Genomic DNA, 24987 nt, shown 5'->3' with positions numbered 1-24987 from the left:
TAATTCGTGAATTTTCGAAGACTTATTTTCCTACAAATTACAAATACATGTTAAATTTAAAATAAACAATAAAATCCATTTTCCTTTCTTTATCTTTAATATCGTTTGTACCTAAAGACGCATTGCTGTGCGTCTCTACAATAAATATCAAAATTAGTTGCAATGAATAATGACAATACTTCGAAAGTTCCTTTCGTTTGGGAAGGAGCAAATGTTTATTTTTTACTTACCGATCGTTTTTACAACGGAGACACTTCTAACGTTCTAAATTTTAACCGAACCAAAACAACCGGAAAACTACGCGGTTTTGAAGGCGGCGATATCATCGGAATCATAAAAAAAATCGACGAAGGTTACTTCGATCAATTAGGCATAAATGTTATTTGGCTTACGCCGATAGTGGAACAAATTCATGACGGAGTCGACGAAGGAACCGGGCTCAGTTATGGCTATCACGGTTATTGGGCAAGAGACTGGACTTCTTTAGATCCTAATTTTGGCACAAAAGAAGACTTAGGTAATCTGGTCAAAAAAGCCCATGCAAAAGGCATCAGGATTATGCTTGATGGCGTAATCAATCATACCGGCCCCGTAACTCCCGAAGATCCTATGTGGCCGGAAGACTGGGTAAGAACCGGAGTGGTTTGCGATTACAAATCATTCGAAAATACTACAATGTGTACATTAGTAGATAATCTTCCGGATGTGAGAACCGAAAGCAATCAGGAAGTGGCAATACCGTTTTTTTTAATCGAAAAATGGAATAAAGAAGGTCGATACGAAAAAGAAATTGCTTCGATCAATGAATTCTTCAAAAGAACCAGTTATCCCAGAACACCCAAATATTACATTATAAAATGGCTGACAGATTATATCGTAGAATTTGGAATTGACGGTTACAGAGCTGATACCGTAAAACACACAGAAGAAAATGTTTGGTTAGATTTTAAAAAAGAATGTGATTATGCATTCGAAACCTGGAAACAAAACCATCCAACAGAAGTATTAGATCAGAATCCGTTTTACAGCATTGCCGAAGTTTACGGTTACGGCATAAATGGTGGACTTTATTATGATTTTGGAGATCGAAAAGTAAATTACTTCGAAAATGGTTTTAACTGTATGATCAATTTTGAGTTTAAGCTGGATGCACAAAACGACTATGAATTTATATTTTCGAAATATTCGAACAAACTTCAAAATGAATTAAAAGGCTATAGCGTTCTTAACTATGTATCGTCCCACGATGATCCTGATCCTTTTGATGCGCATCGTAACCGAACTTTCGAATCCGGAACCAAATTATTGCTTTCACCCGGAATCTCTCAGGTTTATTATGGCGATGAATCAGGTCGCTCTCTGGTTATCGAAGGCACAGTAGGCGATGCAACTTTGCGATCTTTCATGAATTGGGATGATATTCAAAATAATCCCGAAACACAAAGAATACTTTTGCATTGGCAAAAACTAGGGCAATTCCGTAGAAATCATCCTGCAGTTGGGGCAGGAATACATAATATGATCTCTCAAAAACCGTATATTTTCTCCAGAAGTTATACAAATGAAAATTATACAGACAAAGTCATCATTGGTTTAGATCTTGGTGTTGGTTTAAAAGAACTTCCCGTAGCATCTATTTTTGAGAATGGTACAAAACTAAAAGATGCTTTTTCTGGTGAAGAAACAGAAGTTGAAGACGGAAAAGCATTTGTACATTCTGAATTCGGACTTGTTTTATTAGAGCGTATTTAATCACAACGTTTTTTTTGCCACTCCCGATAGCTATCGGGATAAAAAGATTAAAAGGATTTTCAAATCTGGGCTAATCCTTTTAATCTGTGGCTAACTTTTTTTCTCTCGCAGATTCCGCAGATAAAGCAGATTAAAAAATCTATACCTATTATTTATAAATACATTCTAAAAAATCTGCAAAATCTGCGTGAAACAAAAATCATTTTAATCCTATAATCTGTGGCTAACTTTTTATCTAATCCTTAGCGCACTTTGCGTAAAACTTTGCGACCTTTGCAGTTAAACGGTTAAACTCTCAATACATGCTAAAAATAGCTCATCGCGGTGCCAGAGGATACGAACCTGAGAACACTCTAAAGTCCTTTCAGAAAGCATTAGATTTAAATGCTGACGGAATTGAACTAGATGTTCACCTTAGTTCTGACGGACATTTAATCGTAATTCATGACGAGACAATCGACAGAACCACCAACGGAAAAGGTTTTGTAAATGCTTTTACTTTAGCTGAATTAAAAACGTTTTTGATTGATGATCAATACGAAATTCCAACTTTAAAAGAGGTTTTTGATTTGGTAAACAAAAAATGCCTGATCAATATCGAACTAAAAGGTTTAGGAACTGCAGATAAAGTTGCCGCTTTAATCGAAGAATATATAGTTGATCAAAACTGGAATTACGGACATTTTATCGTTTCTAGTTTTAATTGGGATTTACTGCAAGAAACATCAAATCTAAATTCAAATATTGCGATTGGAGTTTTAACCGAAGAAGATGTCGAAAAAGCTTTGGCTTTCGCCGAAGTAATAGAAGCACATGCCATTCATCCCGATTATCAATTATTGAATCTGGAGAATGTTCAGGAAATACAGGAAAAAGGTTTTCTGGTTTTACCCTGGACAGTAAACAATCCAGAAGACATTCAAAAAATAAAAAGTTACCAAGTAGACGGAATTATCTCTGATTTTCCCGATAGATTATAATAAGAATAGCACAGATTACATAGATTAAATAGATTTTTAAAATCTGTGTGAATCATTTAATCTGTGGCAAAAAATAAGACAAACCATCAGATTTAAAATTTGTGCTAATTCGTGCAATTCGTGGCAAAAAAACAAATCAATGGCAAAAAATAAAATATGATCAAAAATTTCGACATAATAATTGTTGGCGGAGGCGCTGCAGGTTTTTTTACTGCGATTAATATCGCAGAGAAAAATCCGAAACTTAAAATTGCAATTTTAGAAAGAGGAAAAGAAGTACTTTCTAAAGTTCGCGTTTCCGGCGGTGGAAGATGCAATGTAACCCACGCTTGTTTTGAACCTAACGAATTAGTAAAATTTTATCCGCGTGGCGAGAAGGAACTTCGTGGTCCTTTTCATCAGTTTTGTTCCGGAGATACCATCGAATGGTTCGAAAAACACGGTGTCGAATTAAAAATCGAAGACGACGGAAGAATGTTTCCCGTTTCGAATACATCACAAACTATTATTGATTGTTTCCTCGAAGCAACCGGAAAATTAGGTATAAAAGTACTAACAGGTCAAAGTGTACAATCGATTTTTAAAGCCGAGAATCACTGGAAAATTGATACTCAGGATGAAAATTATGCTACCGAAAAATTAGTTTTAGCAACAGGAAGTAATCCTAAAATTTGGGAAATGCTACAAACGCAAGGACACGCTATTGTAAGTCCTGTCCCTTCCCTATTTACATTCAACATCAAAGATTCCCGCATCAAAGAATTACCCGGCGTTGCGGCACAAGTTACCGTAAACGTAAAAGATACCAAACTCGAATCGACAGGTCCTTTATTAATCACACATTGGGGAATGAGCGGTCCGGCCATTTTAAAACTTTCGGCTTGGGGTGCGCGTACTTTATTCGATAAAAATTATCAGTTTACGATTTATGTCAATTGGTTAAACGATGTCGACACAGAAGATGCCGAGAAAATTCTGAAAGACCTAAAACAAGAACACGCCAAAAAAGCAGTTTCTAAAAAATCCCCTTTCGATTTCCCGAATCGTTTATGGGAAAGTCTGGTTTTAGCATCTGGAATTGAAGCAGAGACAAAATGGGCTGATTTATCTAAAACTCAATTGCAAAACTTAGCTGCTCAACTTACAAAAGCCGAATTTAAAGTAAACGGAAAAAGTACTTTTAAAGAAGAATTTGTTACCGCCGGAGGAATAGATTTAAAAGAAATCAACTTTAAAACCATGGAAAGTAAACTGCATCAAAATCTTTACTTTGCTGGAGAAATCGTTAATATCGATGCCATTACCGGAGGTTTTAACTTTCAGAATGCCTGGACAAGCGGGTTTATTTTAGCCAATAATATATAATACAATGAAATTTAAAGGAATTATTTTTGATTTAGACGGAACGCTGGTCAATTCATTAGAAGACATTTCAGATGCGATGAATACAGTACTTACCAATCTAAACTACCCTACTCATACTTACGACACTTATCAATATTTTATCGGAAGCGGTTTACGAAATTTGGTTAGTAAAGCCTTGCCTGCATCCAATAATTCTGAAGATCAAATTGAAACATGCTTTGATTGCATGATTACGGAATATCGTGAAATTTGCACCTTAAAAACAAAACCGTACGAAGGCATTATCGAATTATTAGATACTTTGGCTTCAAAAAACATCAAATTAGCGGTCTTTTCTAACAAAGCCGATGAATTGACTAAAAAAATCGCAGCAGAAATATTTCCTGATTATTTTGAAGCTGCCGTTGGTTTGAGTACCGAAGAACTTAAAAAACCTAATCCGTTTGAGGCGATAGAAATTAGCAAAAACTGGAACTTAAAAACAGAAGAAATCCTCTTTGTAGGAGATTCAGATATTGATATGCAAACCGCCAATAATGCCAATATGTTTGCAGTTGGGGTTTCCTGGGGTTACAGAACCGAACAAGAATTGAAAAATAGTGGTGCAAAATTGGTAATTAATAATCCTTCGGAATTAATTGAGATAGTATAAATCATGAATTCTTCATTACAAAAACAAATACTATCGATCGCTTCGTTTTCTGAAAATGAAATCGAAAAGATCGATTCTTGTTTTGAATATCAAAATTTTACTGCCAAAGAATTTCTTTCTTCAATAGGAAAAATTAGCAGTAAAATATTTTTTATTGTTGAAGGTTTAGCGCGGGTTTATTATTTAAAAGAAGGAAAAGAAATCACCACTTATTTAAGCTGTGATGGCGGTTTTATTGCTTCGTATTCTAGTTTTATAAATCAATCGCCTTCTTTTGAAAATATACAATGCATTGAAGATTGTGAAGTTTTTTCTATCACTTTCGAAAAAATGCAGCTTTTGTATAAAGAAATTCCAAACTGGGAACGTGTCGGCAGAATTCTGGCCGAGCAGAATTATCTTTGCATGGCTGACCGTGTTTTAAAATTGCAAATGATTCCTGCAAAAGAAAAATATCACACTTTTTTAGGATCGGCTCCAGCCAAAATAATTCAACGAACACCTTTACTTTATATTGCTTCATTTCTCGGAATTACGCCCGAATCTTTAAGCAGAATTCGTCAAAACATTTCTTAACATTTATCAAGTGAATTGAAAAATGGAATTCAAATCTTTGTCAATATAAAATTCAACAAATGAAAAATATTGCCAAGGACGTTTATCAAATACCATTATTTCCCAGAAATGCTATTAACTGCTATGTAATTGAAGATACTTTAATTGATGCCGGAATCCGCAGTTCAGACAGAATAATTCTAAAAGCATTAAAAGACAAATCAATAACAAAACATGCACTTACTCACGCCCATGCCGATCATCAGGGAAGTAGTAAAGTAATCTGTGAAACACTGAATATTCCACTTTTATGCAGTGAACCTGAGAAAGAATTTGCAGAAAACGGGAATGTCATCACAGAATATCCAAATCCAAATCATATTATTTCGAAATTTCAGAAAAACTTTTGGGCAGGAAAAGGACATTTCGTTTCTGAAATCTTAAAAGAAGGAGATCAGATTGGGGGATTTACAGTTATTGAAACGCCTGGACATTCAAGCGGACATCTCTCTTTCTTCAGGGAAAAAGACGGAATTTTGATTGTTGGCGATGTTATGACCAACATGAACTTATTAACGACAATGGCAGGCCTGAACGAACCTCCTAATTTATTTACCGCTGATAAAGAAACCAATAGAAAATCGATTCTAAAGCTAGTATCATTAAAGCCTAAAATATTGTGTTTTGGTCATGGCCCTGTTTTATTTGATAATGGTGATCTGGAAAAATTTGTTCAAAAACTCGATTGACTTTATTAACAAGAATTTACATGTTCCGTAAGTTTTCATTAAGACTATTCTAATAATTTTACGCTCAGCTAAATACCACTAGATGAAAGTAAAATTACTCACCACAATTTCTTTTTTTACCTACCAGCTCTCTACTTCTCAAACAGAAAAATTACTTCACGGAAAAGTAATATCCAATAATAGTCCGCTTAATAAAGTTGAGGTTATCAATAAAACAGCGAAAACCAGTACGAGAACAAATGAATTGGGAGAGTTTTCTATTTTAGCTAAAGCACAAGATAGTCTTATTTTTTTCTCTAAAAATTACTTCTTTAAAAGATTAAAACTTAACGAAAAAGATCTTCAGGTAAATAATTTAATTGTTGAATTAAACCCAACGGCAGAGGAATTAGATGATGTTATTATAACGAACATTAAAGCTCCAAAAATCATTAACAACGCTTATAATAGAGACGAAATAAGGAAAATTAAAATTCGTAAGCAATTTGATGATGTAACTTCAAGGGTTAATGTTTATGACGGAAAAATTGATAAAGCAATAAATTACAGTCATGCTATTTTTGATAAACCGAAGGAAAAAATTGAAGAAGATGATCGCTTTAAAAAACTTGTAATTGCTTATTGCCCACATGATTTTTTCGTTCAGAATTTAAACCTAAAACCTGAAGAAAAAGAAATTTTCCTAAACTTTTGTGATGTTGATCCACAATCAAAAGCCCTTTTAGAGCATCCCAATGCTTTAGCTTTTATGGAATTTTTAAATGCTAAGAATGAAGAGTTTAAGAAAACAAAAATTAAAAACTAATTTTTTTAGATGAAAGCAAAATTACTCACCACAATTTCTTTTTTTACCTACCAGCTCTCTACTTCTCAAACAGAGAAAATGCTTCACGGAAAGGTTTTTTCTGAGAGCGTTTTACTTAAAAATGTCGAAGTAATCAATAAAACTTCAAAAATCAATACAAAAACAAATGAAGCTGGGGAATTTTCGATTGTAGTTCATGTTAAAGACAGTTTAATATTTTATGCTAAAGGTTACACTTTTAAAAGGCTAAAACTCACTGAACATGATTTTGAAAACAATGACCTTGTGGTCAATATGATGATTCAACCTTTAGAACTAGATGAAATTGTTATTTCAAAGATACCGTCAAAACAGGTTTTTCTCACCAAAGAAGATATAACAGAAATTAAATTAAACTCTCATAAATCAAAAGAAGGATTAAAAATTTTAGGTTATCAAGAAGCCAAAAACGGACCATTAGATGTTGATTTTATTCGACTGGGTAAGCAAATTCATAACCTATTCAAAAAAGAAAAAATTCATCAAAAAGAAAACCCTGAAATTAATTTTATCCAACTTGTAAAAAGCACTTTAAATCCTGATTTTTTTTCAAAAGATTTAAAATTAAAACCGGAAGAAGAAGAATTATTTCTTGACTTTTGCGATGCTGATCCAAAATCTAAAATCGTTCTCCAACATCCCAATATTTTAGCAACAATAGATTTTTTACATATAAAAAACATAGAATTTCAGAAACTGAAAACAGAACCTAAAAATTAAAAAAGATTAAAATAATCTCTAATGAAAATACAACTGCTTACCACAATTTCTTTTTTAACTTATCAGCTTTCTATTTCTCAGACAGAAAAAATGCTTCACGGAAAAGTGCTGTCGAACAATTTTCCTCTTACAAAAGTAGAGGTGATTAATAAAACAGCTATGACAAGCACCACAACAGATTATTTAGGAGACTTTTCTATTTTGGTTAAACCTAAAGACAGTTTGCTGTTTTTTCATAAAAATCACTTTTTTAAAAGATTAAAAATATCTCCCGAAAATATTGACAAAAATAATATTGTTGTGAACATGATTCCAAAACCTGAAGAATTAAACGAAGTTGTAATAACCAATATGAAACTTCAGCCGTTTAAAATTTCGCAACAAGATCTTGATAACGTAAAATTCGAAAAAGATGCTGCGTCATTACAAAAATACACTGGCGTTTACGACGGAACAATTCCAAATGGGATGGACTTTGCACGAATGGGAACAGGAATTTTAAATCTGTTTAAAAGCGACAAGAAAGAAGAACTAGAAAAGAAAACAGAGAACAGCAGTTTTAAGAAACTTATTGCGGCCTCTATTCCTTCTACTTTTTTTACAACCGATTTAAAATTAAAACCCGAAGAAAAAGATCTTTTTATTGAATTTTGCGATGCAGACCCAAGATCTAAAACTCTTATAGAAAACAATAACATATTAACTACAATGGATTTTTTGTATGCTAAAAATGAAATGTTTAAAAAAGTAAAAGCAGAACTTAAAAATTAAATCTTTATCTGTTCAACCACCAAATACTTGCATTCAAAATTCCGGCAAAAGCAACCCAGGCCATATAGGGAATCAATAAATAACCGGCAGTCTTATTGATTTTGCTGAATTTTAAATACGTTTCGTAAATCATCAGCCATAATAGCACAATTTCTATCAAAGCCAACATTGGATTTTTTAGTCCGAAGAATATATACGACCAAATAGCATTCAAAGTCAATTGAATCAAAAAGAATCCTAATGCAACTTTTACCTCTTGATTTTGTTCTTTTATTTTATCCCAAACCAATCCTGCTGCCACCGCCATTAAAATATAAAGTAATGTCCAAACCGGCATAAAAATCCAGTTAGGCGGATTAAAAACAGGTTTTGCAATTGTCGGATACCAGGTTTCAACGCTTGGTCTTGTAACGATACTTGCAGAATATCCTACCATTAAACAAATTGCTAGCGCTATGACGATTTTGGTGATCTTGTTTATTTTCATTCTATTCAATTTTTAGTCAAAAATAGTTAAAAAGAAAGTTTAAACCATATAAGTTATATAAGTTCATTTTAGTTTCGCTTACATTTTCTTATATAACTTATATGGTAAAAATATTTAAAAACTATCTTTGCCAAAATTTTATAATTCATGTTTACAGCAACTGATTTTATTCCCAAAAAATATACTTCGACCATCGAAAACGGAAATTTTGAGTGGAGCGCTCCCAGCAATATTGCATTAGTAAAATATTGGGGGAAAAAAGAGCATCAAATTCCGGCAAATCCTTCAGTAAGTTTTACGCTTAATAATTGCAAAACGATTACTAAATTAGGTTTTGAGAAGAAAGACGCTTCGACTTCGCTCAGCGTGACAAATGGATTCTCTTTTGATTTATTATTTGAAGGAAAACCTAAAGAGGATTTCAAACCAAAAATTCAGAAGTTTCTGGAGCGAGTTGAAGTTTATTTGCCTTTTTTGAAAGAGTATCATTTTACGATTGATACACAAAATACATTTCCGCATAGTTCAGGAATTGCCTCTTCGGCTTCAGGAATGGCGGCTTTGGCGATGAATTTTATGAGTTTAGAAAAAGTGCTGAATCCGGAAATGACTGATCAATATTTCTACCAAAAAGCATCTTTTTTAGCTCGTTTAGGTTCTGGAAGCGCTTGTAGAAGTGTAAAGGGAAATGTTGTTGCATGGGGAAATCAGGCAAATATTGAAGGAAGCTCAGACTTATACGGAGTGGAATTTCCGTACGCTATTCATGAGAATTTCAAAAATTATCAGGATACTATTTTATTGGTCGATAAAGGCGAAAAACAAGTTTCAAGTACTGTTGGACATGATTTAATGCACAATCATCCTTATGCCGAAAGACGTTTTGCTCAGGCACATGAAAATATGGATCAGTTGATTGCAATTTTTGAAAGCGGAAATTTAGATGAATTCATAAAAGTGGTCGAAAGCGAAGCTTTGACATTACACGCCATGATGATGACATCGATGCCGTATTTTATTTTAATGAAACCAAATACGTTACAAATCATAAATGCAATCTGGAAATTCAGAAATGAAACACAAATTCCGGTTTGTTTTACACTTGATGCCGGAGCAAATGTTCATGTACTTTATCCCGAAAACGTTAGCGAGAAAGTATTACAGTTTATTCAGGACGAATTAGTTGTATTTTGTCAGAATCGTCAGTACATTTGCGACAAAATTGGAGACGGTGCAATTGCATTATAATTTTCCGTATCTTTAATTAAAATTTTGATTGATGGGCATCAAAGCGGAAAAAATCAAAGTAATGAAATTGATTATGGAATGTAACAATCCTATAATCATAAGAAAAGTTAGAGAGATTCTCGAGAAGGGATTAAATAAAAAATCTTCTACACCAAATAAAATAAAGAAAGACATAAAATAAACATGAAAGGACCATTATTTTACTCAAAAATATTACTCTTTGGAGAATACGGAATCATCCGCGACTCTAAAGGACTTTCTATTCCTTATAATTTTTACAATGGTGCATTGAAGAAATCCGAAGATCCTTCGGCTGAAGCAATCGCATCAAATGCAAGTTTACAACGTTTTGCAACTTATCTTGAAACTTTACAAACAGAACAACCGGAATTGGTTGCTTTTGATTTGGTAAGTTTAAAGAATGATGTTGAAACCGGAATGTATTTCGATTCAAGTATTCCGCAAGGATACGGAGTTGGTAGTAGTGGTGCTCTTGTAGCTGCTATTTACGACAAATATGCTACACACAAAATAACCGTTTTAGAGAATTTAACTCGCGAAAAACTGTTACAACTTAAAAATATATTCTCTCAAATGGAGAGTTTTTTCCACGGAAAAAGCTCTGGTTTAGATCCTTTAAACAGTTATTTGAGTATCCCGATTTTAATTAATTCTAAGGATAATATCGAAGCAACCGGAATTCCTACTCAAAGTTTTGACGGAAAAGGTGCTGTGTTTTTATTAGATTCTGGAATTGTTGGAGAAACTGCACCAATGGTAAACATTTTCATGGAAAACCTAAAAGACAAAGGTTTCCGTGCAATGCTTAAAAACCAATTCGTAAAATATACTGATGCTTGTGTAGAGAACTTTTTGCATGGCGACATGAAATCGTTGTTTACTAACACTAAAAAGCTTTCAAAAGTAGTTCTGAATAACTTCAAGCCAATGATCCCGGAACAATTTCACGGAATCTGGCAAAACGGAATCGATACAAATGATTATTACTTAAAACTTTGTGGTTCTGGCGGAGGTGGTTATATTCTTGGTTTTACTGAGGATTTAGAGCGCGCTAAAGTGTCTTTGAAAGATTATAAACTAGAAGTTGTTTATCAGTTCTAAATTTAAGTTTCTTTAAAAAACGCAAGCGTATTGAATATCCCTTTCTAGACATCACCACCCTAAAAGTTATTTAATATGAAGAATATTTTAAAGATTATCAAAGCAACTTTTTTAGGCGGAATTCTATTTTTAGCACCATTAGTTTTACTGCTGGTTCTTTTAGAAAAAGGATATCATATTATTCAAAAAATCACGCTTCCGATTATCAATCATTTTCCGAAAGTGAAAATTTTAGGATTGGCAATTGAAGAAATTGTAGCCATCTTAATCATCTTCATTATTTGCATTAGTGCTGGCTTAATTGCCAGAACAAGCTACGCAAAGAAACTCATCGAAAGATTAGAAAACGGAATTTTAAGCTTCGTTCCCGGTTATTCGTTTATGAAAAAAACGAACGAAAACATTATGGGTTTTGAATCTAATGAAAATTTAAAAGTAGTTTTAGTTCCTACAGATGCAGGTTTGCAATTTGCTTTTTTAATAGAACAAATCAACGAAGACAATTTTACGGTGTTTGTTCCTGACGCGCCAAGTCCCTGGACCGGTTCTGTTTGTTTTGTAAACAAAAAAGACATTACAGAAGTTGGATTATCTCAAAAAGAAGCCTTAGCTTGCATTCGAAAATTAGGCATTGGTTCTGCAGCATTGTTAAAAGACAAACTTTAACATTTGCTTAGAAACTCACCTCAAAAATAAGCCTTAAATTAAAATCCCAAACGAAATTTAAAAAATGTTAAGCAGACAGCACAAACTTTTAGTCATGAAAATTGTTAGTTTGTTCTCGGTAGTGAGAGGCTATAACATCCCGATTATTGTTTTGGCGCAATATTTATCTGCGATTTTTATATTGGCTCCTGAGAAAAGAGCGCTTGACATTTTACTAGATTTCAATTTATTCTTGATTGTTTTTGCTTCGGCAATTACCATTGCTTCCGGATATATTATCAATAACTTTTATGACAGTCAGAAGGATTTAATCAATAGGCCCAACAAATCGATGCTGGATCGTTTGGTGAGTCAAAAAACGAAACTGTCGGTTTATTTTACGCTTAATTTTATTGGCGCTTTGATGGCTTTGATTGTTTCCTGGCGTGCTTTTTTATTCTTTTCGGCATATATTTTCCTGATTTGGTTTTACTCTCATAAAATAAAAAAATATCCTATTGTAGGCAATTTGACTGCTGCATTTTTGGCTGTTTTGCCTTTTTTTGCGATTTTGTTGTATTTCTATAATAAGATTTCGTTTGAAGAGATCGAGGATCATATGAGTCATTTTATGGTGATTTCGGCACATGCGGTTTTCTTGTTTTTGTTATTATTGATTCGCGAAATGATAAAAGATTTAGAGAATCTAAAAGGAGATCTGGCAAACAATTACAGAACAATTCCGATTATTTATAACGAAGCAGTTTCTAAACAAATAATCACCGCTTTGACAATCCTGACAGTTGTTCCGGTATATATTTTAATCAACATTTATGATGTGGGTTATATGGATATTTACTTTTATGTGTGTTTTGGAGTTTTATTGTTTTTCCTGATTTATTTATGGAAATCGGATTCTAAAGAACAATATTTACTGCTTCATAACGTATTGAAGTTTTTGATTGTTTCCGGCGTTTGTTGCATTGTTTTGATTAATCCGAGTATTTTGTGGCACGGGAAGAATTTGCTATTAAAGTCTTAGAAGATTTGCTCAAGTATTTAACTGATTTTGCTGGTTTTCGCTGATTTTTGTTTGAAAGAATAATAACAGAATTACACAAAGCTTAAAAAAACTTAGTGAATCTTTGTGGCAAAACCCTACTCTCAAAATGTCTAAAAAAAGCCAATTGCCTGAAAAATAGCCCCGATTGCGTGGAAATCCTTTTGTTTTTTTTCTTTAAAAAAACAAAAGATTGGAACAAAAGCGGGAAAACATGCCTAAAAAAAGCCGATTGTACTGCTCCTGCAAGTCCAAAAAATAATAGCTATTAATCTAAGAACAATGAACTTAGGATTATTTAGCAAGAATAAACTATCTTTGCACAAATTACAGAATTTATGAACAATAAGGAAGGCAATAATAAAAGAGGTGGTTCTAGGCCAAATAGCTCTAGACCAAACTCTAACAAGCCAAAACCTCCTATGGCGAAGCGCGCCCAAGGGCCGAAAAAAGTGAAACCTGCTGTTAAGGCTGCGGAAGAAGAAGCCGCACAAAAACTTAAAAAACAGAATCAGGCTCCAAAAAGACAAAAAGCTGCAGACGAAATTCGTTTGAACAAATACATCTCTAATTCTGGTGTTTGTTCGCGTCGTGATGCTGATATATACATTCAGTCTGGAAACGTTAAAGTAAACGGTGTTCCGGTAACTGAAATGGGTTATTTAGTAAAATTGAATGATGTTATTAATTTTGATGGTGTTGTTTTAACTCCTGAAAAGAAAGAATACATCTTATTGAACAAACCTAAAAACTTTACTACGGCTCTTGACGAAGGTCAGGAATACCGTAACGTTCTTGAACTTGTTCGTGGTTCTACAACGGCAAAAATTGCTCCGATTGGAAGAATGGACAAGAATACGACTGGTTTGTTGTTGTTTACGAATGATACTGATATGATTCGTAAATTTACTTTACCGAGTCAGAAATCATCTAAAATTTATCAGGTTTCTCTAGATAAAAACTTGAAATTTGAAGATTTAGAAAAAATAAGCAAAGGTTTGGTTCTTGACGGACACCGCGTTTTTGTTGAAGAAATTAGTTATATCGAGAAAGAAGCGAAGAGCGAAGTGGGCCTTAAATTACGTTCATCGAATGTAAAAGTGGTTCGTGCAATTTTCGAAAGCTTTGATTATGACGTTCTGCGTATTGACCGTGTATCGTTTGCTGGTTTAACCAAAAAGAATTTACCAAGAGGTAACTGGCGCTTTTTGACAGACCAGGAAATCATCAACTTGAAGAACGTTTAAGAACGCTTTAAAAAATTGATCTAAATATAGAATCCTGTTTTACTTTGTAAGGCGGGATTTTTTTATTCTAGAAACTGAAAAAGTTATGACCGAAAAGGGTAAAAATGGATCTTCCGATAGATTGGTTTTTTTCTTCTACTGTTTCGTAACATGAAAAACCTAAGATAATTTTGATTCCGGGAGGAATGCTATTAAGAATATCTCTTTTTTGATCGTCTAGTAGTAGTTTTAGACTGTCTAACAATTGGATATTGTTTTTAAGATAAGAAGCAACTAATAAGGCTGAAAAGTTTAAGATCTCTCTTGCTGTCTCACTTTTGATTCCGACTTCGTTGGAGATCATTTCAGAAATTCTACCTTTTTTATTGGTAAAAATTTCTTTCAGTAACGAGTTTCCTTCTAAACGGTAACAATCATCTACTGATAAAATTCGACCGGATGTAAAATCGACTTCCTGATAAAAGGTCGAATCTTCTTCTATTTGCGAGACAACGTCTTTGCAAAAATCCGGTTCCTCGGCCCTATTATATAACCCCATTAAAACTGTACCTATCGAAACATCAATTCCCTTTATTAAAAGTGCATCATTTTCAAAATAAAACTTGTTTAACTTTGAAACAACATTAGAAGAAATAAAACGTCTAAGTTCAATTTGTAGGTTTGGAGTCATACTTAAATGGTTTAAAATTATTTAAATCTATTCAAAATAACCGATAAAGTGAGGCTTTTTATCGTTTATCAGGATAAAAATATAAAATATTTTAACATTTCCAAAAAATAAGTGAAATACATGCGCGATCGATTAACAGTTGTTTAACAAAAAAAACTGCTCGTGTCAGCAAACATAACCCTTTCGTTATCAAACCAAAGTGAAATTATTTTTTTGTAAATTTTACTAAAAAAAGCAAAAAATAAGAAAAAAGCTAAATAATTGTTACACAATTAAAACAAAAAGTTTCGATATTCCCATGTCACACTCAAAAATATACCTAGAAATATAATGCAAAACATAAAATTGATAAAACTAGAAGCCAGAAAACCGAGTAAGGATCCTGTTGCCGCTTTTAGTGCTCGTTTGTGATTTTTAGAATCGTAAATAATCTCGCCCACAAAAGCCCCTACAAAAGGACCAATGATAACTCCAAAAGGTATGGGAGCCAGAATTCCAACGATCAACCCAATATTAGTTCCCCAAATTCCGTACGAACTTCCGCCAAATTTCTTGGTTCCTTTTGCCGGAATTACATAATCGAGAACCGTAATTATGATCGTGATAACAAGCGTAATACCCAAAACCCAATAATTATTCTCGACCGCTTTTGTCATATACAGCAATAACAAGCCGACCCAACAACAGGACAAACCTGGCAAAACAGGCAGAAAACTACCCAAAATGCCCACAATCATACATATAAAACCAAGCAACAACAATAGTAAATCCATATATTTTTTTGTAATTTTGCACCTACAAACTTTTTAAAAAAGCCCGTAAATGCGCAGACTTTTGCAATTTGTATTATTTGTTTTTTTGATTATTTTAATCAACAATACTACTTACGCACAAGTTAAAAAACTGTCTGTCGACGATCAATTAATTCAGGATAGTATTTATAAAAGTAAGAAGAAAAAAGTTTTAAATTTTTCTATGAAAGAATTTGACACACTTTTCTTTGAATACTTTAATCGCAAAAATGATCCAAATGTTGTTTTAACAAGAAAAGATTTTTACAACTACACGGTTCAAATCGCTACTTTTTCAGACCGATTGTCTGCCTTATATCCTGATCAAAAAGAAGTTGCAGCAGAAAACAAAGAAAAATGGCTTTTAGAAAGCTATGAAGATTATCTGCAATACAAAGCTTCTCAAAAAAAATAATCGTATTTTTATACCATAATTTGTTCATTCAATTCAACATCAAAATCTTGAAGCAGTTTTTCCTTTTTTTAGTTATCTTATCTTTCAATTCTTGTCAATATATTGACAAGCAGGTTCCGTCTGAAAAAGAGTTACTTCAAAAAGAATTAAAATCAATCAACTGGAAAGAAGTTGACGAATATCCATCTGTAGCAAATTGCGAAAAAATCGCCAATAAAAAACAACGCCAACAATGCTTTTTTGAAGTTATGGCGCAACTTATTCAGCAAAAACTAGATATAGACACTCTTTCAATATTGTATCCTGAACTCGACACAATTCAGGTAAAAGTAACGGTTTATCCTAACTCGACCATGAAATTCGAACCGCAATTTCCTAAAGATTCTGTTGCTTACGACACCATCAAAATCGATAGTATTTTGCATGCGAGGTTAGTCGATTTTCCTAAAATAAATCCTGCCTTAAAACGCGGACTTCCGGTAAAAACCCAATTTATTTTGCCTGTTATTCTTAAAGAAAAAGGGAAAGAATAGTTTTTTCTTCACCATATAAGTGATGTAAGTTCATTTAAATAATTATTTTTTTACTGGATTTTTAGGAGCTATTTCCTGCTGTTCCTTCCAATCTTTTATGCCGAACACCGGCACAAAAGGATTTTCCCTCCCATCAGGGCTAGGGATTCTGTTTTCATCATAAGAAATATTTTTTTAACACGCAGATTTTTAAACATTTCCATATATCAACATGTAACACGACAAAGATTGACGAATTTCTTTACAGAGTTTTATGTGTGATCCTTCGTTCCTCAGGATGACAAAATTGAGAATAAAATAAAAAAATCCGCATAAATCCGCGCTTTCGCAAAGCGAATCAGTGTCATCCGCGTGCTATTTTATCGTTCCCAAAAACAACAACAAAATAAAATTTGAGATTTATTTCCCAAATCTTCTTCCCTTCCATTCATACGTTCCAAACAAACTATACAAAGCTACAGCTGAACTAAAAAAAGGATATAGTAAACTACTTAAAATCAAATTCTTTATTCTCGATTTCGTTAAAAACTGATTGGCTTTATAAAGCAAAACAAAGTCAATTATAAATTTAAAAAAGACAAACAAAACAAAAAATGGATAAGGCCAAATCCCAAAAACAAAGGCAAAAAAACCAATTACAAAACTCAGATTCCCAAAGAAAACAATCAATCCCAAAATCTTTCCGAAACTGCTTTGATATGAGCTTGTCTTTGCTGCCCAACGCACTCGTTGATAGAATAATGTTTTCCAGTTTTCAGTTGGTTTTGTAACCACAATGGCATCTTCTGCTTTTAAATAATGCATTTTATCCGGGAACAAATTAGCCGCTTTTTGCAATAAAAAAACATCATCGCCACTGGCTATTGTATCATTTCCATCAAACCCTTTTAATGTTTCAAACAAAAATTTCGTGTAGGCAAAATTGGCTCCGTTGCACATAAAAGCTTTATGAAGTCCAAAACTTCCTATAGTAGCACCTTGCAAACTCGTTAAATCCAATTGCTGAAAATGATCCAGAAATGAATTTTTACATTCATAAGTTACGGCGCCCGCCAACATCGAAACATCATTTTGCTGAATATAATTATCGAACGTTAAAAGCCAGTTTTCAGGCACCAGACTATCAGCATCTGTAGTAATAACCCAATTGGTTTTTACGTGTTGCATTGCCGTAGAAATAGCATCTTTTTTAGGGGAATTCGAAACTCTAATATTATCGATTATAGAAACCTGGAATTTGGAATTTAAAGTTTGGAATTTTTCGCTAGAATTGTCATCCACTAAAATTACTTCGAATAAATCCTTCGGATAATTTAAGTTTGAAAGGCTTTGCAAAAGGTTTGGTAAATTCTCTTCTTCATTCCTGAACGGAACTATAACGGTAAAACTCGTTTGAGGTTTTAGATTGTTATTTTGGTACTTTTTTACTTTGGTAAAACCATAAATAAGCAAGCCAATACTTGAAAAATAAATAACTAAAATTACACTAAGAATAATGGCAATCATAACGTTTATTTTAAATCATTTTTCATGAATAAATGTAGTCCCTACGGGACATTTTACCGATGTTGTTTCTATTATTTCTACCAACATTTAACTCCTAACGCAGTATATCTCGTAGAGATTAAATATTGGTAACAAAATTACTTTGTCAAAAATATTTTGTCCCGGAGGGACTATACAATATTACTTAATCATTAAAAACTGATCTTAAATCTTCGGAGAACTTTTAAAATTCAACACATAATAAGCACCGATAACTACAGGCAAAACCACATTAAGAAACCACATCAAAGTGCTGATAAAAACTACAATCCATTCGTTTACACCTAAAATTCCGAAGAAATAAATAGCAACACTTCCTTTTACCGCAAAATCCAAAAACTGAAAAGTAGGCAATGACGAAGCTAAAAAGTAAACTACAGCAATGGTCGCAATTAGTGTAAAATAAGGCAAATCGACATCAAAAGCCAAAAACAGAACATAATATTGATGTGAGAAAACCAGATAACGCAAAACGCCTAAAAGAATGTTTTTGCGATGAACCGCTTTCGGGATTTCATTGATTTTATGCAATAACTTTTCGATCGAATATCCTTTGATTTTTATTTTCTTTAGTGAAAACAAAACAATAAAAAGCAATACAAAACCTCCAAATAAAATCGCTACCGTTCGAGTCGTAATAACCTCATATTTAGCATTAAAATACAACAATCCAAAAAGACCAAAAATCACCGTTAAAATCATTTGGATTCCGTTGCAAATCAAGTTCAGAAAAACCACTTGTTTAGCTTCAGATTTCGGGTAAAACAAAGCTTTTCCGGCGTACTCTCCTACTCCGTTTGGTGTGAAGATTCCGGCTGTAAGTGCCGCTAAAACTTGTTTTGTCGCTTCATCTAATGAAATTTCATGAATTACTTTGGCCAGATTCTGCCATTTCAAAATCTCGAAATAACGATTCAAAACACTTAGAAGCAATATAAATCCAATTCCTAAAACCGATTGATTTTTGCGAAACAGCGTAATGAACTTTTGCCAATCGAGTTTGTCATTATTCGCTAACTGATTATAAATAAAATAAAATGCACCACCTACAATCAAAAGTTTGATCAGAAGAACTAGGAATTGTTTAGCTTTGTGAGGAATTGAAATCATGCCGCAAAAGTAATCAATTTGAGTACGAATAATATTCGTTTTTCTAAAGATTAAAATCATCGATTATCCATATCAAAATATGATAAAACTATTCATTAAAATATTCTTAGTATCCTTCCTATTCTATTCATGTAATAAAGTTGACTCTAAAAACCAACCTAGAACATATATTAGAATCATGGGAGAAAATTCTTGGGGATTTAATGATGAAAAAGGAAATTCTATTATCCCTTTAGGAAAATATAAATTTTTAAATCCTATTGATGAGAAAGGAATGATATTAGCTGAATTAGGCAATAAACATGGTTATATTGATATTAATCAAAAAATTATAGTTCCTTTCGAATATGATGACATTGATCTATTTAATCATGAATTGGCTTCAGTCAAAAAAAATGGTAAGTATGGTTTCGTAAATAGAAAAGGAAAAATAGTAATCCCTATTCAATTTGATAATAATAGCGATTTTACAAACTCTGGATTAGCACTTGTAGAAAAAAATAATAAGTTTGGATTTATAAATCAAACAGGAAAAGAGATAATTTCAATCAATTATCAAAATGCCAATGAAGCTACATTTGACAGTTTAATTACATTGAACAAAAAAGGGAAATGGGCATTTTTCGATTATAAGGGAAAACAAAAAACAGATTTTATATATGATGAAATTTTTGTAACGGACATTAGTTTAAAAGGAGAAAATGGAAGTACTTTTTGGAGAAACGGATTGATTTTGGTTAGAAAAAATAATCAAACCGCATATTTAGATAAAAATTTAAAAGAAGTAATTCCTTTTGGAAAATATGATTCCGGAGAAAGATTCAATCAAAATAGAATTGCAATTGTTTCTAAAAATCACAAATATGGAATTATAAATGAATTTGGAAAAGAAATAGTTAAACCGGAATATGATACATTAGAACATCCCGAAGAAGATTATCATGAATCTGAAATCTTCGAAGGAAAAAATAAAAATTATATTACTTTACTAGATAAAAGCGGAAATAAAATCTATGACAAAATAAAAGATTATCGCTTTGATTTTAGTCGATTGGGCAAAAAAATTCATAGAGTTTATATCATTCAGAATTTTAAAAAACAGTATGGCGTAGTTGATGCTCAAGGACAAATAATTATTCCTTTCATGTATGATGTAATTCAAGATTTTAACGGAACAGCAAATACAGTAGTCGAACTCAAAGGAAAATCTGGTATTATTAGTTCAGATAACCAAATTTTATATCCAATAGACAATGATGCAATAATGACTGGGAAAGATCTCGATTATTATATCATAAGCAAAAACGACAAAGCCGGAATTATCGGTAAAAATTTAAAAACAATTTTAAATTTCGATTATCAGGATTTGTCTCCTTGTTTTTATGACAATAAAAACTTTTTCATAGCTAAACAAAATAATAAATATGGCGTTATAAATAGATTAGGAAGAATAGTTATTCCTTTTGAATATAGTGAAATGTCAAATTGGGTCGAATATGGTCCAGGTTCTAATTATCATTTTGTTAGCAAAAACAATAAGAATGGTTTGATTACCAAAGAAGGAAAAACTGTGATTCCGGTTATTTATGATAGTTTGTTTTACATCGATAATAACAAAATTATTCTTTCTAAAAATGGCAAATATGGCGTGGTAAACATTAATAATAAAAGTATAATACCTCTTGAGTATGAAAAAATATATACAGATTTAGCCTTTGCTGCAAAAAAGGAAGTAGATGAATTTTATGTTTTAAAAAATGGAAAGTATTTCATTATAAATAATAAAAACAAAATAATTAAAGAGAATATCTCTAAGGAAGAAGTTGAAAAGAAATTCTCTTATTTAAATTAAAAAACTTGACAAAAGAACGCATCATATTAGGTATTGACCCCGGAACCACCATTATGGGTTTTGGTTTGATAAAAGTCATCAATAAAAAAATGGAGTTTTTGCAATTGAACGAATTGCAATTGTCCAAATATGACAATCATTACCAAAAACTAAAAATCATTTTTGAGCGTACCATTGAACTAATCGAAACGCACAATCCTGACGAGATTGCTATTGAAGCGCCTTTCTTTGGTAAAAACGTGCAATCGATGTTAAAGTTGGGGCGTGCACAAGGTGTTGCAATGGCAGCGGGACTTTCGAGAGATATTCCGATTACTGAGTACGAACCTAAAAAGATAAAAATGGCGATTACCGGAAACGGAAATGCCAGTAAAGAACAAGTTGCCAAAATGCTGCAACAACTTTTAGGTTTAAAAGAATTACCTAAAAACCTAGACTCAACAGATGGTTTGGCAGCAGCAGTTTGTCATTTCTTTAACTCAGGCAAAATAGTTGCCGGAAAAAGCTATACGGGCTGGGATGCTTTTGTAAAACAAAACGAAGACAAGATTAGAAAATAGTTTACAGTCGCAGTCACAGTTTACAGCTGAGACTGAGACTGTAAACTGAGACTGAGACTGAGACTGAAAACTACAAAATGAGCGGTATCTACATTCATATTCCTTTCTGCAAGCAAGCTTGCCACTATTGCGACTTTCATTTTTCGACTTCGATGAAAAAGAAAGATGATATGGTTTTGGCTTTAGCCAAAGAAATTGTCATGCGCAAGAATGAGTTCGAGCTTTTCGACTCCGCTCAAAGTGACAATCAAATTGAAACTATTTATTTTGGAGGAGGAACGCCTTCGGTGTTGACGAATGACGAAATAAACTTTTTAATATCTGAAATTTATAACAATTATAATGTTGTCGAAAATCCGGAAATCACGCTCGAAGCCAATCCTGATGATTTATCTGCAGAACGAATTTTCGAATTATCAAAAAGTTCAATAAACCGTTTAAGCATTGGTATTCAGTCTTTTTATGAAGAAGATTTAAAGATGATGAATCGCGCTCATAATTCGGCGGAAGCCATAAATTGTTTAACAGAAGCAACAAAATATTTCGATAATATCTCGCTCGATTTAATTTACGGAATCCCTGGATTAACCGACGAAATGTGGAAGAAAAACATCGAAACGGCTTTGAGTTTTGGAATCCCACATATATCGAGTTATGCTTTGACAGTTGAACCAAAAACAGCTTTAAGAAAATTAATCGATACCGGAAAAATTGCTGAACCTCAAGATGAAGTGGCTTCGAATCATTTTATGATTCTGGTCGAAACGCTTCAGAAAAATGGCTTTATTCATTACGAATTATCGAATTTTGGTAAAGAAGGTTATTTCTCTAAAAACAATTCGGCTTATTGGTTGGGTAAAAAATATATCGGAATTGGGCCTTCGGCACATAGCTATGATGGCGAAAAAAGAGGCTGGAATGTAGCGAATAATTCACTTTACTTAAAGTCGATTCAAAATGATGAACTTCCAATCGAGACAGAAACCTTAACAATTTCTGATCGTTATAACGAATATATTATGACAGGATTGCGAACCATTTGGGGTGTTTCATTAGAAAGAATCGAAAAGGAATTTGGATTGGAATATTTGACTTATCTGAAAAAACAATCTCAAAAATTCTTAAACGACGAATTGCTTTCAATAGAAAACAATATCCTAAAACCAACCGCAAAAGGAAAATTTTTAACGGATGGAATTGCTTCAGATTTATTTTATCTAAATTTGGAAGAATAAAAATTGGACGCTGATTAAACGGATGCAAGCAACGCTGATAAATCTGTAAAATCTGCGTTAGAATATCCGTAAAATCCGTGTTCCATTATGCTAGCACTTATAGACAATAAATATCAAATCGACTTATCAAAACCCATTGATATCTCTATCCCATTAACCAATACAGACGAAAACCCGATTGCTTGGTATATCGAAAAACCGGTTATTGAACCCGTAGTTTTTGGAGATTGGATTGGGAAAGTTTCTGAAGGAAAATCATCAACAAACTTTAATAATATTTTCTTCAATCCGCATGGTCACGGAACGCACACGGAATGTTTAGGACATATTACCAATGATTTTTACAGCATTAATCAGACATTAAAAAATTTCTTCTTTTTTGCAAAACTAATTACGGTTGAACCTGAAAAGATTGGGGATGATTTGGTGATTACGAAAGAAAGCATTTCGACTTTGCTCACTGTGACATCACTGGGCAGCGCTTCGACTCCGCTCAGCAAGACAAAGGCTTTAATTATCAGAACACTTCCAAATCAAAAAGATAAAAAATCAAGAAAATATTCGAATACAAATCCACCTTATTTATCTGAAGAAGCAGCGATTTTCATCCGCGAAAGCGAAATTCAACATTTGCTAATCGATTTACCAAGTGTTGACAAAGAACATGACGAAGGAAAATTATTAGCACACAAAGCATTCTGGAACGTAAAAGATACTTTACATTTAAATGCTGATGCCAGATTGAATGCTACAATTACAGAGATGATTTATGTTCAGGACGAAATTGAAGATGGAGAATACATACTAAATCTTCAAATCGCTTCGTTTGAAAATGATGCAAGTCCTAGCAAACCAATATTATATAAAATTGTAGATTTTAAAGGGTAGATTTTAGATTTACTGAATACTTAAAACTGAGACTGGATACTATGATTAACGTTTCTACAGATAAAACTAAACTTGACGTTCCGTTTATACAAAACTTTCTAAAAGACATTTATTGGGCTGCGGGAAGAACCATCGAAGAAGTTCAGACTACAATTGATGCTTCGGTTTGTTTTGGAATTTACCTGAACGACAAACAAATTGGTTTTGCAAGAGTAATTACCGATTATGTAGTTTTCGGTTACGTGCTGGATGTTTTTATTACCGAAGAACATCGTGGCAAAGGTTATTCGTCTATTTTAATTGAAAATATGATGAATGAACCTATTCTTAAAAACATTCAAATATGGCGATTGGCCACTACTGATGCACATTTTTTATATCGTAAATTTGGTTTTACTGAATTGGAACATCCAGAAAAATTAATGGAGAAAAAATTATGATGAAAACAATACTTAAACTCGAAGAAGCTGCTTTATTTATTTTAGGAATCTATTTGTTCAGCCGTTTGAGTTTTGAATGGTGGTGGTTTTTAGTTTTAATTTTAGCCCCTGATTTATCAATGTTAGGTTATCTTTTTGGAAATAAAAGCGGTGCGTTTTTTTATAACGTATTTCATCATAAAGGAATCGCGCTTTTAATTTATGCTTTAGGATGTTATTTCAGTATCGAAATTATTCAATTAACGGGAATTATTTTATTTTCGCATTCAGCAATGGATCGAATTTTTGGTTACGGTTTAAAATACGAAAGTGGCTTTAAATATACTCATTTGGGCGAAATTGGTAAATAGAAATTATTATGAATCTGGAAACATATTACGAATATTGTCTTTCGAAAAAAGGAGCTAGCGAACATTTTCCTTTTGATGAAGATACTTTGGTTTTTAAAGTAGGCGGAAAAATGTTTGCTTTATCTTCTCTTTTACAATGGGAAAAAAATGAGCCTTCGGTAAACTTAAAATGTGATCCGGAACGCGCCCAGGAACTAAGAGCAGAATATGACGACATAAAACCAGGCTTTCATATGAGCAAAGTACATTGGAATACGATTGCTTTAAACGGAAGTTTATCGAATACTTTGATCAAGGAATTAATAGATCATTCGTATGAATTGGTTTTCAAAAGTTTGACAAAGAAAATTCAGAATGAAATTATTGAATTAGAAAATTAGGCATTACATTTGCATCATAAG

28 protein-coding genes are annotated in these 24987 nt (G+C 32.8%); 23 read left to right on the top strand and 5 right to left on the bottom strand.

The window, feature by feature from the left end; all coding sequences use genetic code 11:
• Positions 1-162: 162 nt before the first annotated feature.
• The 9 genes from FLACOL7796_RS10865 to FLACOL7796_RS10825 all read left to right on the top strand — a co-directional run bounded on the left by FLACOL7796_RS10865 (position 163) and on the right by FLACOL7796_RS10825 (position 8388).
• The gene (locus FLACOL7796_RS10865; protein ID WP_173970810.1) at positions 163-1752 is read left to right on the top strand and encodes an alpha-amylase family glycosyl hydrolase; all 1590 of its coding nucleotides are present in this window, start codon (positions 163-165) and stop codon (positions 1750-1752) included.
• Between the two features lie 302 nt (positions 1753-2054).
• Entirely contained in the window at positions 2055-2732 is a 678-nt protein-coding gene (locus tag FLACOL7796_RS10860) for a glycerophosphodiester phosphodiesterase (protein WP_173970809.1), read from the top strand.
• 156 nt (positions 2733-2888) lie between these two features.
• On the top strand, positions 2889-4097 hold the full coding sequence (locus tag FLACOL7796_RS10855; RefSeq protein ID WP_173970808.1) for a BaiN/RdsA family NAD(P)/FAD-dependent oxidoreductase: 1209 nt from the start codon (positions 2889-2891) through the stop codon (positions 4095-4097).
• Between the two features lie 4 nt (positions 4098-4101).
• On the top strand, positions 4102-4749 hold the full coding sequence (locus tag FLACOL7796_RS10850) for an HAD family hydrolase (protein ID WP_173970807.1): 648 nt from the start codon (positions 4102-4104) through the stop codon (positions 4747-4749).
• 3 nt (positions 4750-4752) lie between these two features.
• Positions 4753-5325, top strand: a complete 573-nt coding sequence (locus tag FLACOL7796_RS10845; RefSeq protein ID WP_173970806.1) for a Crp/Fnr family transcriptional regulator — start codon at positions 4753-4755, stop codon at positions 5323-5325.
• Positions 5326-5384: 59 nt separating this feature from the next.
• A complete protein-coding gene (locus FLACOL7796_RS10840) occupies positions 5385-6053 on the top strand; it encodes an MBL fold metallo-hydrolase (RefSeq protein ID WP_173970805.1) in 669 nt (222 codons plus the stop codon).
• 82 nt (positions 6054-6135) lie between these two features.
• Positions 6136-6858: a hypothetical protein gene (locus FLACOL7796_RS10835; protein WP_173970804.1), complete on the top strand. Its 723-nt coding sequence runs from the start codon at positions 6136-6138 to the stop codon at positions 6856-6858.
• A gap of 9 nt (positions 6859-6867) precedes the next feature.
• Complete coding sequence (locus FLACOL7796_RS10830; protein ID WP_173970803.1) at positions 6868-7617, top strand: hypothetical protein; 750 nt, start codon at positions 6868-6870, stop codon at positions 7615-7617.
• A gap of 21 nt (positions 7618-7638) precedes the next feature.
• Positions 7639-8388 (top strand): hypothetical protein, encoded by a 750-nt coding sequence (locus tag FLACOL7796_RS10825; protein ID WP_173970802.1) that lies wholly within the window; start codon positions 7639-7641, stop codon positions 8386-8388.
• Positions 8389-8392: 4 nt separating this feature from the next.
• Here FLACOL7796_RS10825 and FLACOL7796_RS10820 read toward each other — a convergent pair whose 3' ends face one another.
• The gene (locus tag FLACOL7796_RS10820) at positions 8393-8869 is read right to left on the bottom strand and encodes a TspO/MBR family protein (RefSeq protein WP_173970923.1); all 477 of its coding nucleotides are present in this window, start codon (positions 8867-8869) and stop codon (positions 8393-8395) included.
• Positions 8870-9022: 153 nt separating this feature from the next.
• Between FLACOL7796_RS10820 and FLACOL7796_RS10815 the strand changes: the two genes are divergently transcribed.
• From FLACOL7796_RS10815 to FLACOL7796_RS10795, 5 genes are all read left to right on the top strand, one after another.
• Complete coding sequence (locus FLACOL7796_RS10815) at positions 9023-10123, top strand: diphosphomevalonate/mevalonate 3,5-bisphosphate decarboxylase family protein (RefSeq protein WP_173970801.1); 1101 nt, start codon at positions 9023-9025, stop codon at positions 10121-10123.
• A 183-nt stretch (positions 10124-10306) separates the two neighbouring features.
• Positions 10307-11245: a mevalonate kinase family protein gene (locus tag FLACOL7796_RS10810; protein WP_173970800.1), complete on the top strand. Its 939-nt coding sequence runs from the start codon at positions 10307-10309 to the stop codon at positions 11243-11245.
• A gap of 75 nt (positions 11246-11320) precedes the next feature.
• Entirely contained in the window at positions 11321-11911 is a 591-nt protein-coding gene (locus tag FLACOL7796_RS10805) for a DUF502 domain-containing protein (RefSeq protein WP_173970799.1), read from the top strand.
• A gap of 64 nt (positions 11912-11975) precedes the next feature.
• Complete coding sequence (locus FLACOL7796_RS10800; RefSeq protein WP_173970798.1) at positions 11976-12932, top strand: geranylgeranylglycerol-phosphate geranylgeranyltransferase; 957 nt, start codon at positions 11976-11978, stop codon at positions 12930-12932.
• A gap of 356 nt (positions 12933-13288) precedes the next feature.
• Positions 13289-14197, top strand: coding sequence for a pseudouridine synthase (locus tag FLACOL7796_RS10795; protein ID WP_173970797.1), 909 nt, complete (start codon positions 13289-13291; stop codon positions 14195-14197).
• 67 nt (positions 14198-14264) lie between these two features.
• Here the strand turns inward: FLACOL7796_RS10795 and FLACOL7796_RS10790 are convergent, their stop codons facing one another.
• Positions 14265-14867 (bottom strand): DUF937 domain-containing protein, encoded by a 603-nt coding sequence (locus FLACOL7796_RS10790; RefSeq protein WP_173970796.1) that lies wholly within the window; start codon positions 14865-14867, stop codon positions 14265-14267.
• 272 nt (positions 14868-15139) lie between these two features.
• The gene (locus FLACOL7796_RS10785) at positions 15140-15640 is read right to left on the bottom strand and encodes a DUF456 domain-containing protein (RefSeq protein WP_173970795.1); all 501 of its coding nucleotides are present in this window, start codon (positions 15638-15640) and stop codon (positions 15140-15142) included.
• A gap of 49 nt (positions 15641-15689) precedes the next feature.
• Here FLACOL7796_RS10785 and FLACOL7796_RS10780 point away from each other — a divergent pair, with 49 nt between their 5' ends.
• Together FLACOL7796_RS10780 and FLACOL7796_RS10775 are read left to right on the top strand one after the other, a co-directional pair.
• Positions 15690-16073, top strand: a complete 384-nt coding sequence (locus FLACOL7796_RS10780) for a hypothetical protein (protein WP_173970794.1) — start codon at positions 15690-15692, stop codon at positions 16071-16073.
• A gap of 47 nt (positions 16074-16120) precedes the next feature.
• A complete protein-coding gene (locus tag FLACOL7796_RS10775; RefSeq protein ID WP_173970793.1) occupies positions 16121-16606 on the top strand; it encodes a hypothetical protein in 486 nt (161 codons plus the stop codon).
• A gap of 399 nt (positions 16607-17005) precedes the next feature.
• Here FLACOL7796_RS10775 and FLACOL7796_RS10770 read toward each other — a convergent pair whose 3' ends face one another.
• Positions 17006-18112, bottom strand: coding sequence for a glycosyltransferase family 2 protein (locus FLACOL7796_RS10770; RefSeq protein WP_394367909.1), 1107 nt, complete (start codon positions 18110-18112; stop codon positions 17006-17008).
• Positions 18113-18316: 204 nt separating this feature from the next.
• Entirely contained in the window at positions 18317-19261 is a 945-nt protein-coding gene (locus FLACOL7796_RS10765; RefSeq protein ID WP_173970921.1) for a lysylphosphatidylglycerol synthase transmembrane domain-containing protein, read from the bottom strand.
• A gap of 178 nt (positions 19262-19439) precedes the next feature.
• On the opposite strand from FLACOL7796_RS10765, the gene FLACOL7796_RS10760 reads away from it, so the two are divergent.
• The 7 genes from FLACOL7796_RS10760 to FLACOL7796_RS10730 all read left to right on the top strand — a co-directional run bounded on the left by FLACOL7796_RS10760 (position 19440) and on the right by FLACOL7796_RS10730 (position 24966).
• Positions 19440-21113, top strand: coding sequence for a WG repeat-containing protein (locus FLACOL7796_RS10760; RefSeq protein WP_173970792.1), 1674 nt, complete (start codon positions 19440-19442; stop codon positions 21111-21113).
• 5 nt (positions 21114-21118) lie between these two features.
• The gene (gene ruvC / locus FLACOL7796_RS10755) at positions 21119-21673 is read left to right on the top strand and encodes a crossover junction endodeoxyribonuclease RuvC (RefSeq protein WP_099710470.1); all 555 of its coding nucleotides are present in this window, start codon (positions 21119-21121) and stop codon (positions 21671-21673) included.
• Positions 21674-21750: 77 nt separating this feature from the next.
• Positions 21751-22908 (top strand): radical SAM family heme chaperone HemW, encoded by a 1158-nt coding sequence (gene hemW, locus FLACOL7796_RS10750; RefSeq protein WP_173970791.1) that lies wholly within the window; start codon positions 21751-21753, stop codon positions 22906-22908.
• 87 nt (positions 22909-22995) lie between these two features.
• The gene (locus FLACOL7796_RS10745) at positions 22996-23796 is read left to right on the top strand and encodes a cyclase family protein (protein WP_173970790.1); all 801 of its coding nucleotides are present in this window, start codon (positions 22996-22998) and stop codon (positions 23794-23796) included.
• 41 nt (positions 23797-23837) lie between these two features.
• Entirely contained in the window at positions 23838-24236 is a 399-nt protein-coding gene (locus tag FLACOL7796_RS10740) for a GNAT family N-acetyltransferase (RefSeq protein WP_173970789.1), read from the top strand.
• Positions 24236-24586 (top strand): DUF4260 domain-containing protein, encoded by a 351-nt coding sequence (locus tag FLACOL7796_RS10735; RefSeq protein WP_173970920.1) that lies wholly within the window; start codon positions 24236-24238, stop codon positions 24584-24586. The genes FLACOL7796_RS10740 and FLACOL7796_RS10735 overlap by 1 nt, the downstream gene beginning before the upstream one ends.
• An 8-nt stretch (positions 24587-24594) precedes the next feature.
• Entirely contained in the window at positions 24595-24966 is a 372-nt protein-coding gene (locus FLACOL7796_RS10730) for an MmcQ/YjbR family DNA-binding protein (protein ID WP_173970788.1), read from the top strand.
• The last annotated feature ends 21 nt before the right edge of the window (positions 24967-24987 follow it).

The sequence above is a fragment of the Flavobacterium bizetiae genome, assembly GCF_902804475.1.
In the GTDB taxonomy this organism is placed as follows: Bacteria; Bacteroidota; Bacteroidia; order Flavobacteriales; family Flavobacteriaceae; genus Flavobacterium; species Flavobacterium bizetiae.
This window is presented reverse-complemented; position numbering and strand designations above follow the sequence as displayed.

Excerpts from the sequence above, each read along its gene's own strand:
- FLACOL7796_RS10790 (WP_173970796.1), bottom strand. The coding sequence starts at position 14,867 with ATGACTCCAAACCTACAAATTGAACTTAGACGTTTTATTTCTTCTAAT.
- FLACOL7796_RS10785 (WP_173970795.1), bottom strand. The coding sequence starts at position 15,640 with ATGGATTTACTATTGTTGTTGCTTGGTTTTATATGTATGATTGTGGGC.
- FLACOL7796_RS10795 (WP_173970797.1), top strand. The coding sequence starts at position 13,289 with ATGAACAATAAGGAAGGCAATAATAAAAGAGGTGGTTCTAGGCCAAAT.
- FLACOL7796_RS10740 (WP_173970789.1), top strand. The coding sequence starts at position 23,838 with ATGATTAACGTTTCTACAGATAAAACTAAACTTGACGTTCCGTTTATA.
- FLACOL7796_RS10780 (WP_173970794.1), top strand. The coding sequence starts at position 15,690 with ATGCGCAGACTTTTGCAATTTGTATTATTTGTTTTTTTGATTATTTTA.
- FLACOL7796_RS10850 (WP_173970807.1), top strand. The coding sequence starts at position 4,102 with ATGAAATTTAAAGGAATTATTTTTGATTTAGACGGAACGCTGGTCAAT.
- FLACOL7796_RS10815 (WP_173970801.1), top strand. The coding sequence starts at position 9,023 with ATGTTTACAGCAACTGATTTTATTCCCAAAAAATATACTTCGACCATC.
- FLACOL7796_RS10845 (WP_173970806.1), top strand. The coding sequence starts at position 4,753 with ATGAATTCTTCATTACAAAAACAAATACTATCGATCGCTTCGTTTTCT.
- FLACOL7796_RS10730 (WP_173970788.1), top strand. The coding sequence starts at position 24,595 with ATGAATCTGGAAACATATTACGAATATTGTCTTTCGAAAAAAGGAGCT.
- FLACOL7796_RS10830 (WP_173970803.1), top strand. The coding sequence starts at position 6,868 with ATGAAAGCAAAATTACTCACCACAATTTCTTTTTTTACCTACCAGCTC.
- FLACOL7796_RS10805 (WP_173970799.1), top strand. The coding sequence starts at position 11,321 with ATGAAGAATATTTTAAAGATTATCAAAGCAACTTTTTTAGGCGGAATT.
- FLACOL7796_RS10800 (WP_173970798.1), top strand. The coding sequence starts at position 11,976 with ATGTTAAGCAGACAGCACAAACTTTTAGTCATGAAAATTGTTAGTTTG.
- FLACOL7796_RS10770 (WP_394367909.1), bottom strand. The coding sequence starts at position 18,112 with ATGATTGCCATTATTCTTAGTGTAATTTTAGTTATTTATTTTTCAAGT.
- FLACOL7796_RS10840 (WP_173970805.1), top strand. The coding sequence starts at position 5,385 with ATGAAAAATATTGCCAAGGACGTTTATCAAATACCATTATTTCCCAGA.
- FLACOL7796_RS10825 (WP_173970802.1), top strand. The coding sequence starts at position 7,639 with ATGAAAATACAACTGCTTACCACAATTTCTTTTTTAACTTATCAGCTT.
- FLACOL7796_RS10810 (WP_173970800.1), top strand. The coding sequence starts at position 10,307 with ATGAAAGGACCATTATTTTACTCAAAAATATTACTCTTTGGAGAATAC.
- FLACOL7796_RS10765 (WP_173970921.1), bottom strand. The coding sequence starts at position 19,261 with ATGATTTCAATTCCTCACAAAGCTAAACAATTCCTAGTTCTTCTGATC.
- hemW (WP_173970791.1), top strand. The coding sequence starts at position 21,751 with ATGAGCGGTATCTACATTCATATTCCTTTCTGCAAGCAAGCTTGCCAC.
- FLACOL7796_RS10860 (WP_173970809.1), top strand. The coding sequence starts at position 2,055 with ATGCTAAAAATAGCTCATCGCGGTGCCAGAGGATACGAACCTGAGAAC.
- FLACOL7796_RS10760 (WP_173970792.1), top strand. The coding sequence starts at position 19,440 with ATGGGAGAAAATTCTTGGGGATTTAATGATGAAAAAGGAAATTCTATT.
- FLACOL7796_RS10745 (WP_173970790.1), top strand. The coding sequence starts at position 22,996 with ATGCTAGCACTTATAGACAATAAATATCAAATCGACTTATCAAAACCC.
- FLACOL7796_RS10835 (WP_173970804.1), top strand. The coding sequence starts at position 6,136 with ATGAAAGTAAAATTACTCACCACAATTTCTTTTTTTACCTACCAGCTC.
- FLACOL7796_RS10855 (WP_173970808.1), top strand. The coding sequence starts at position 2,889 with ATGATCAAAAATTTCGACATAATAATTGTTGGCGGAGGCGCTGCAGGT.
- FLACOL7796_RS10865 (WP_173970810.1), top strand. The coding sequence starts at position 163 with ATGAATAATGACAATACTTCGAAAGTTCCTTTCGTTTGGGAAGGAGCA.
- FLACOL7796_RS10735 (WP_173970920.1), top strand. The coding sequence starts at position 24,236 with ATGAAAACAATACTTAAACTCGAAGAAGCTGCTTTATTTATTTTAGGA.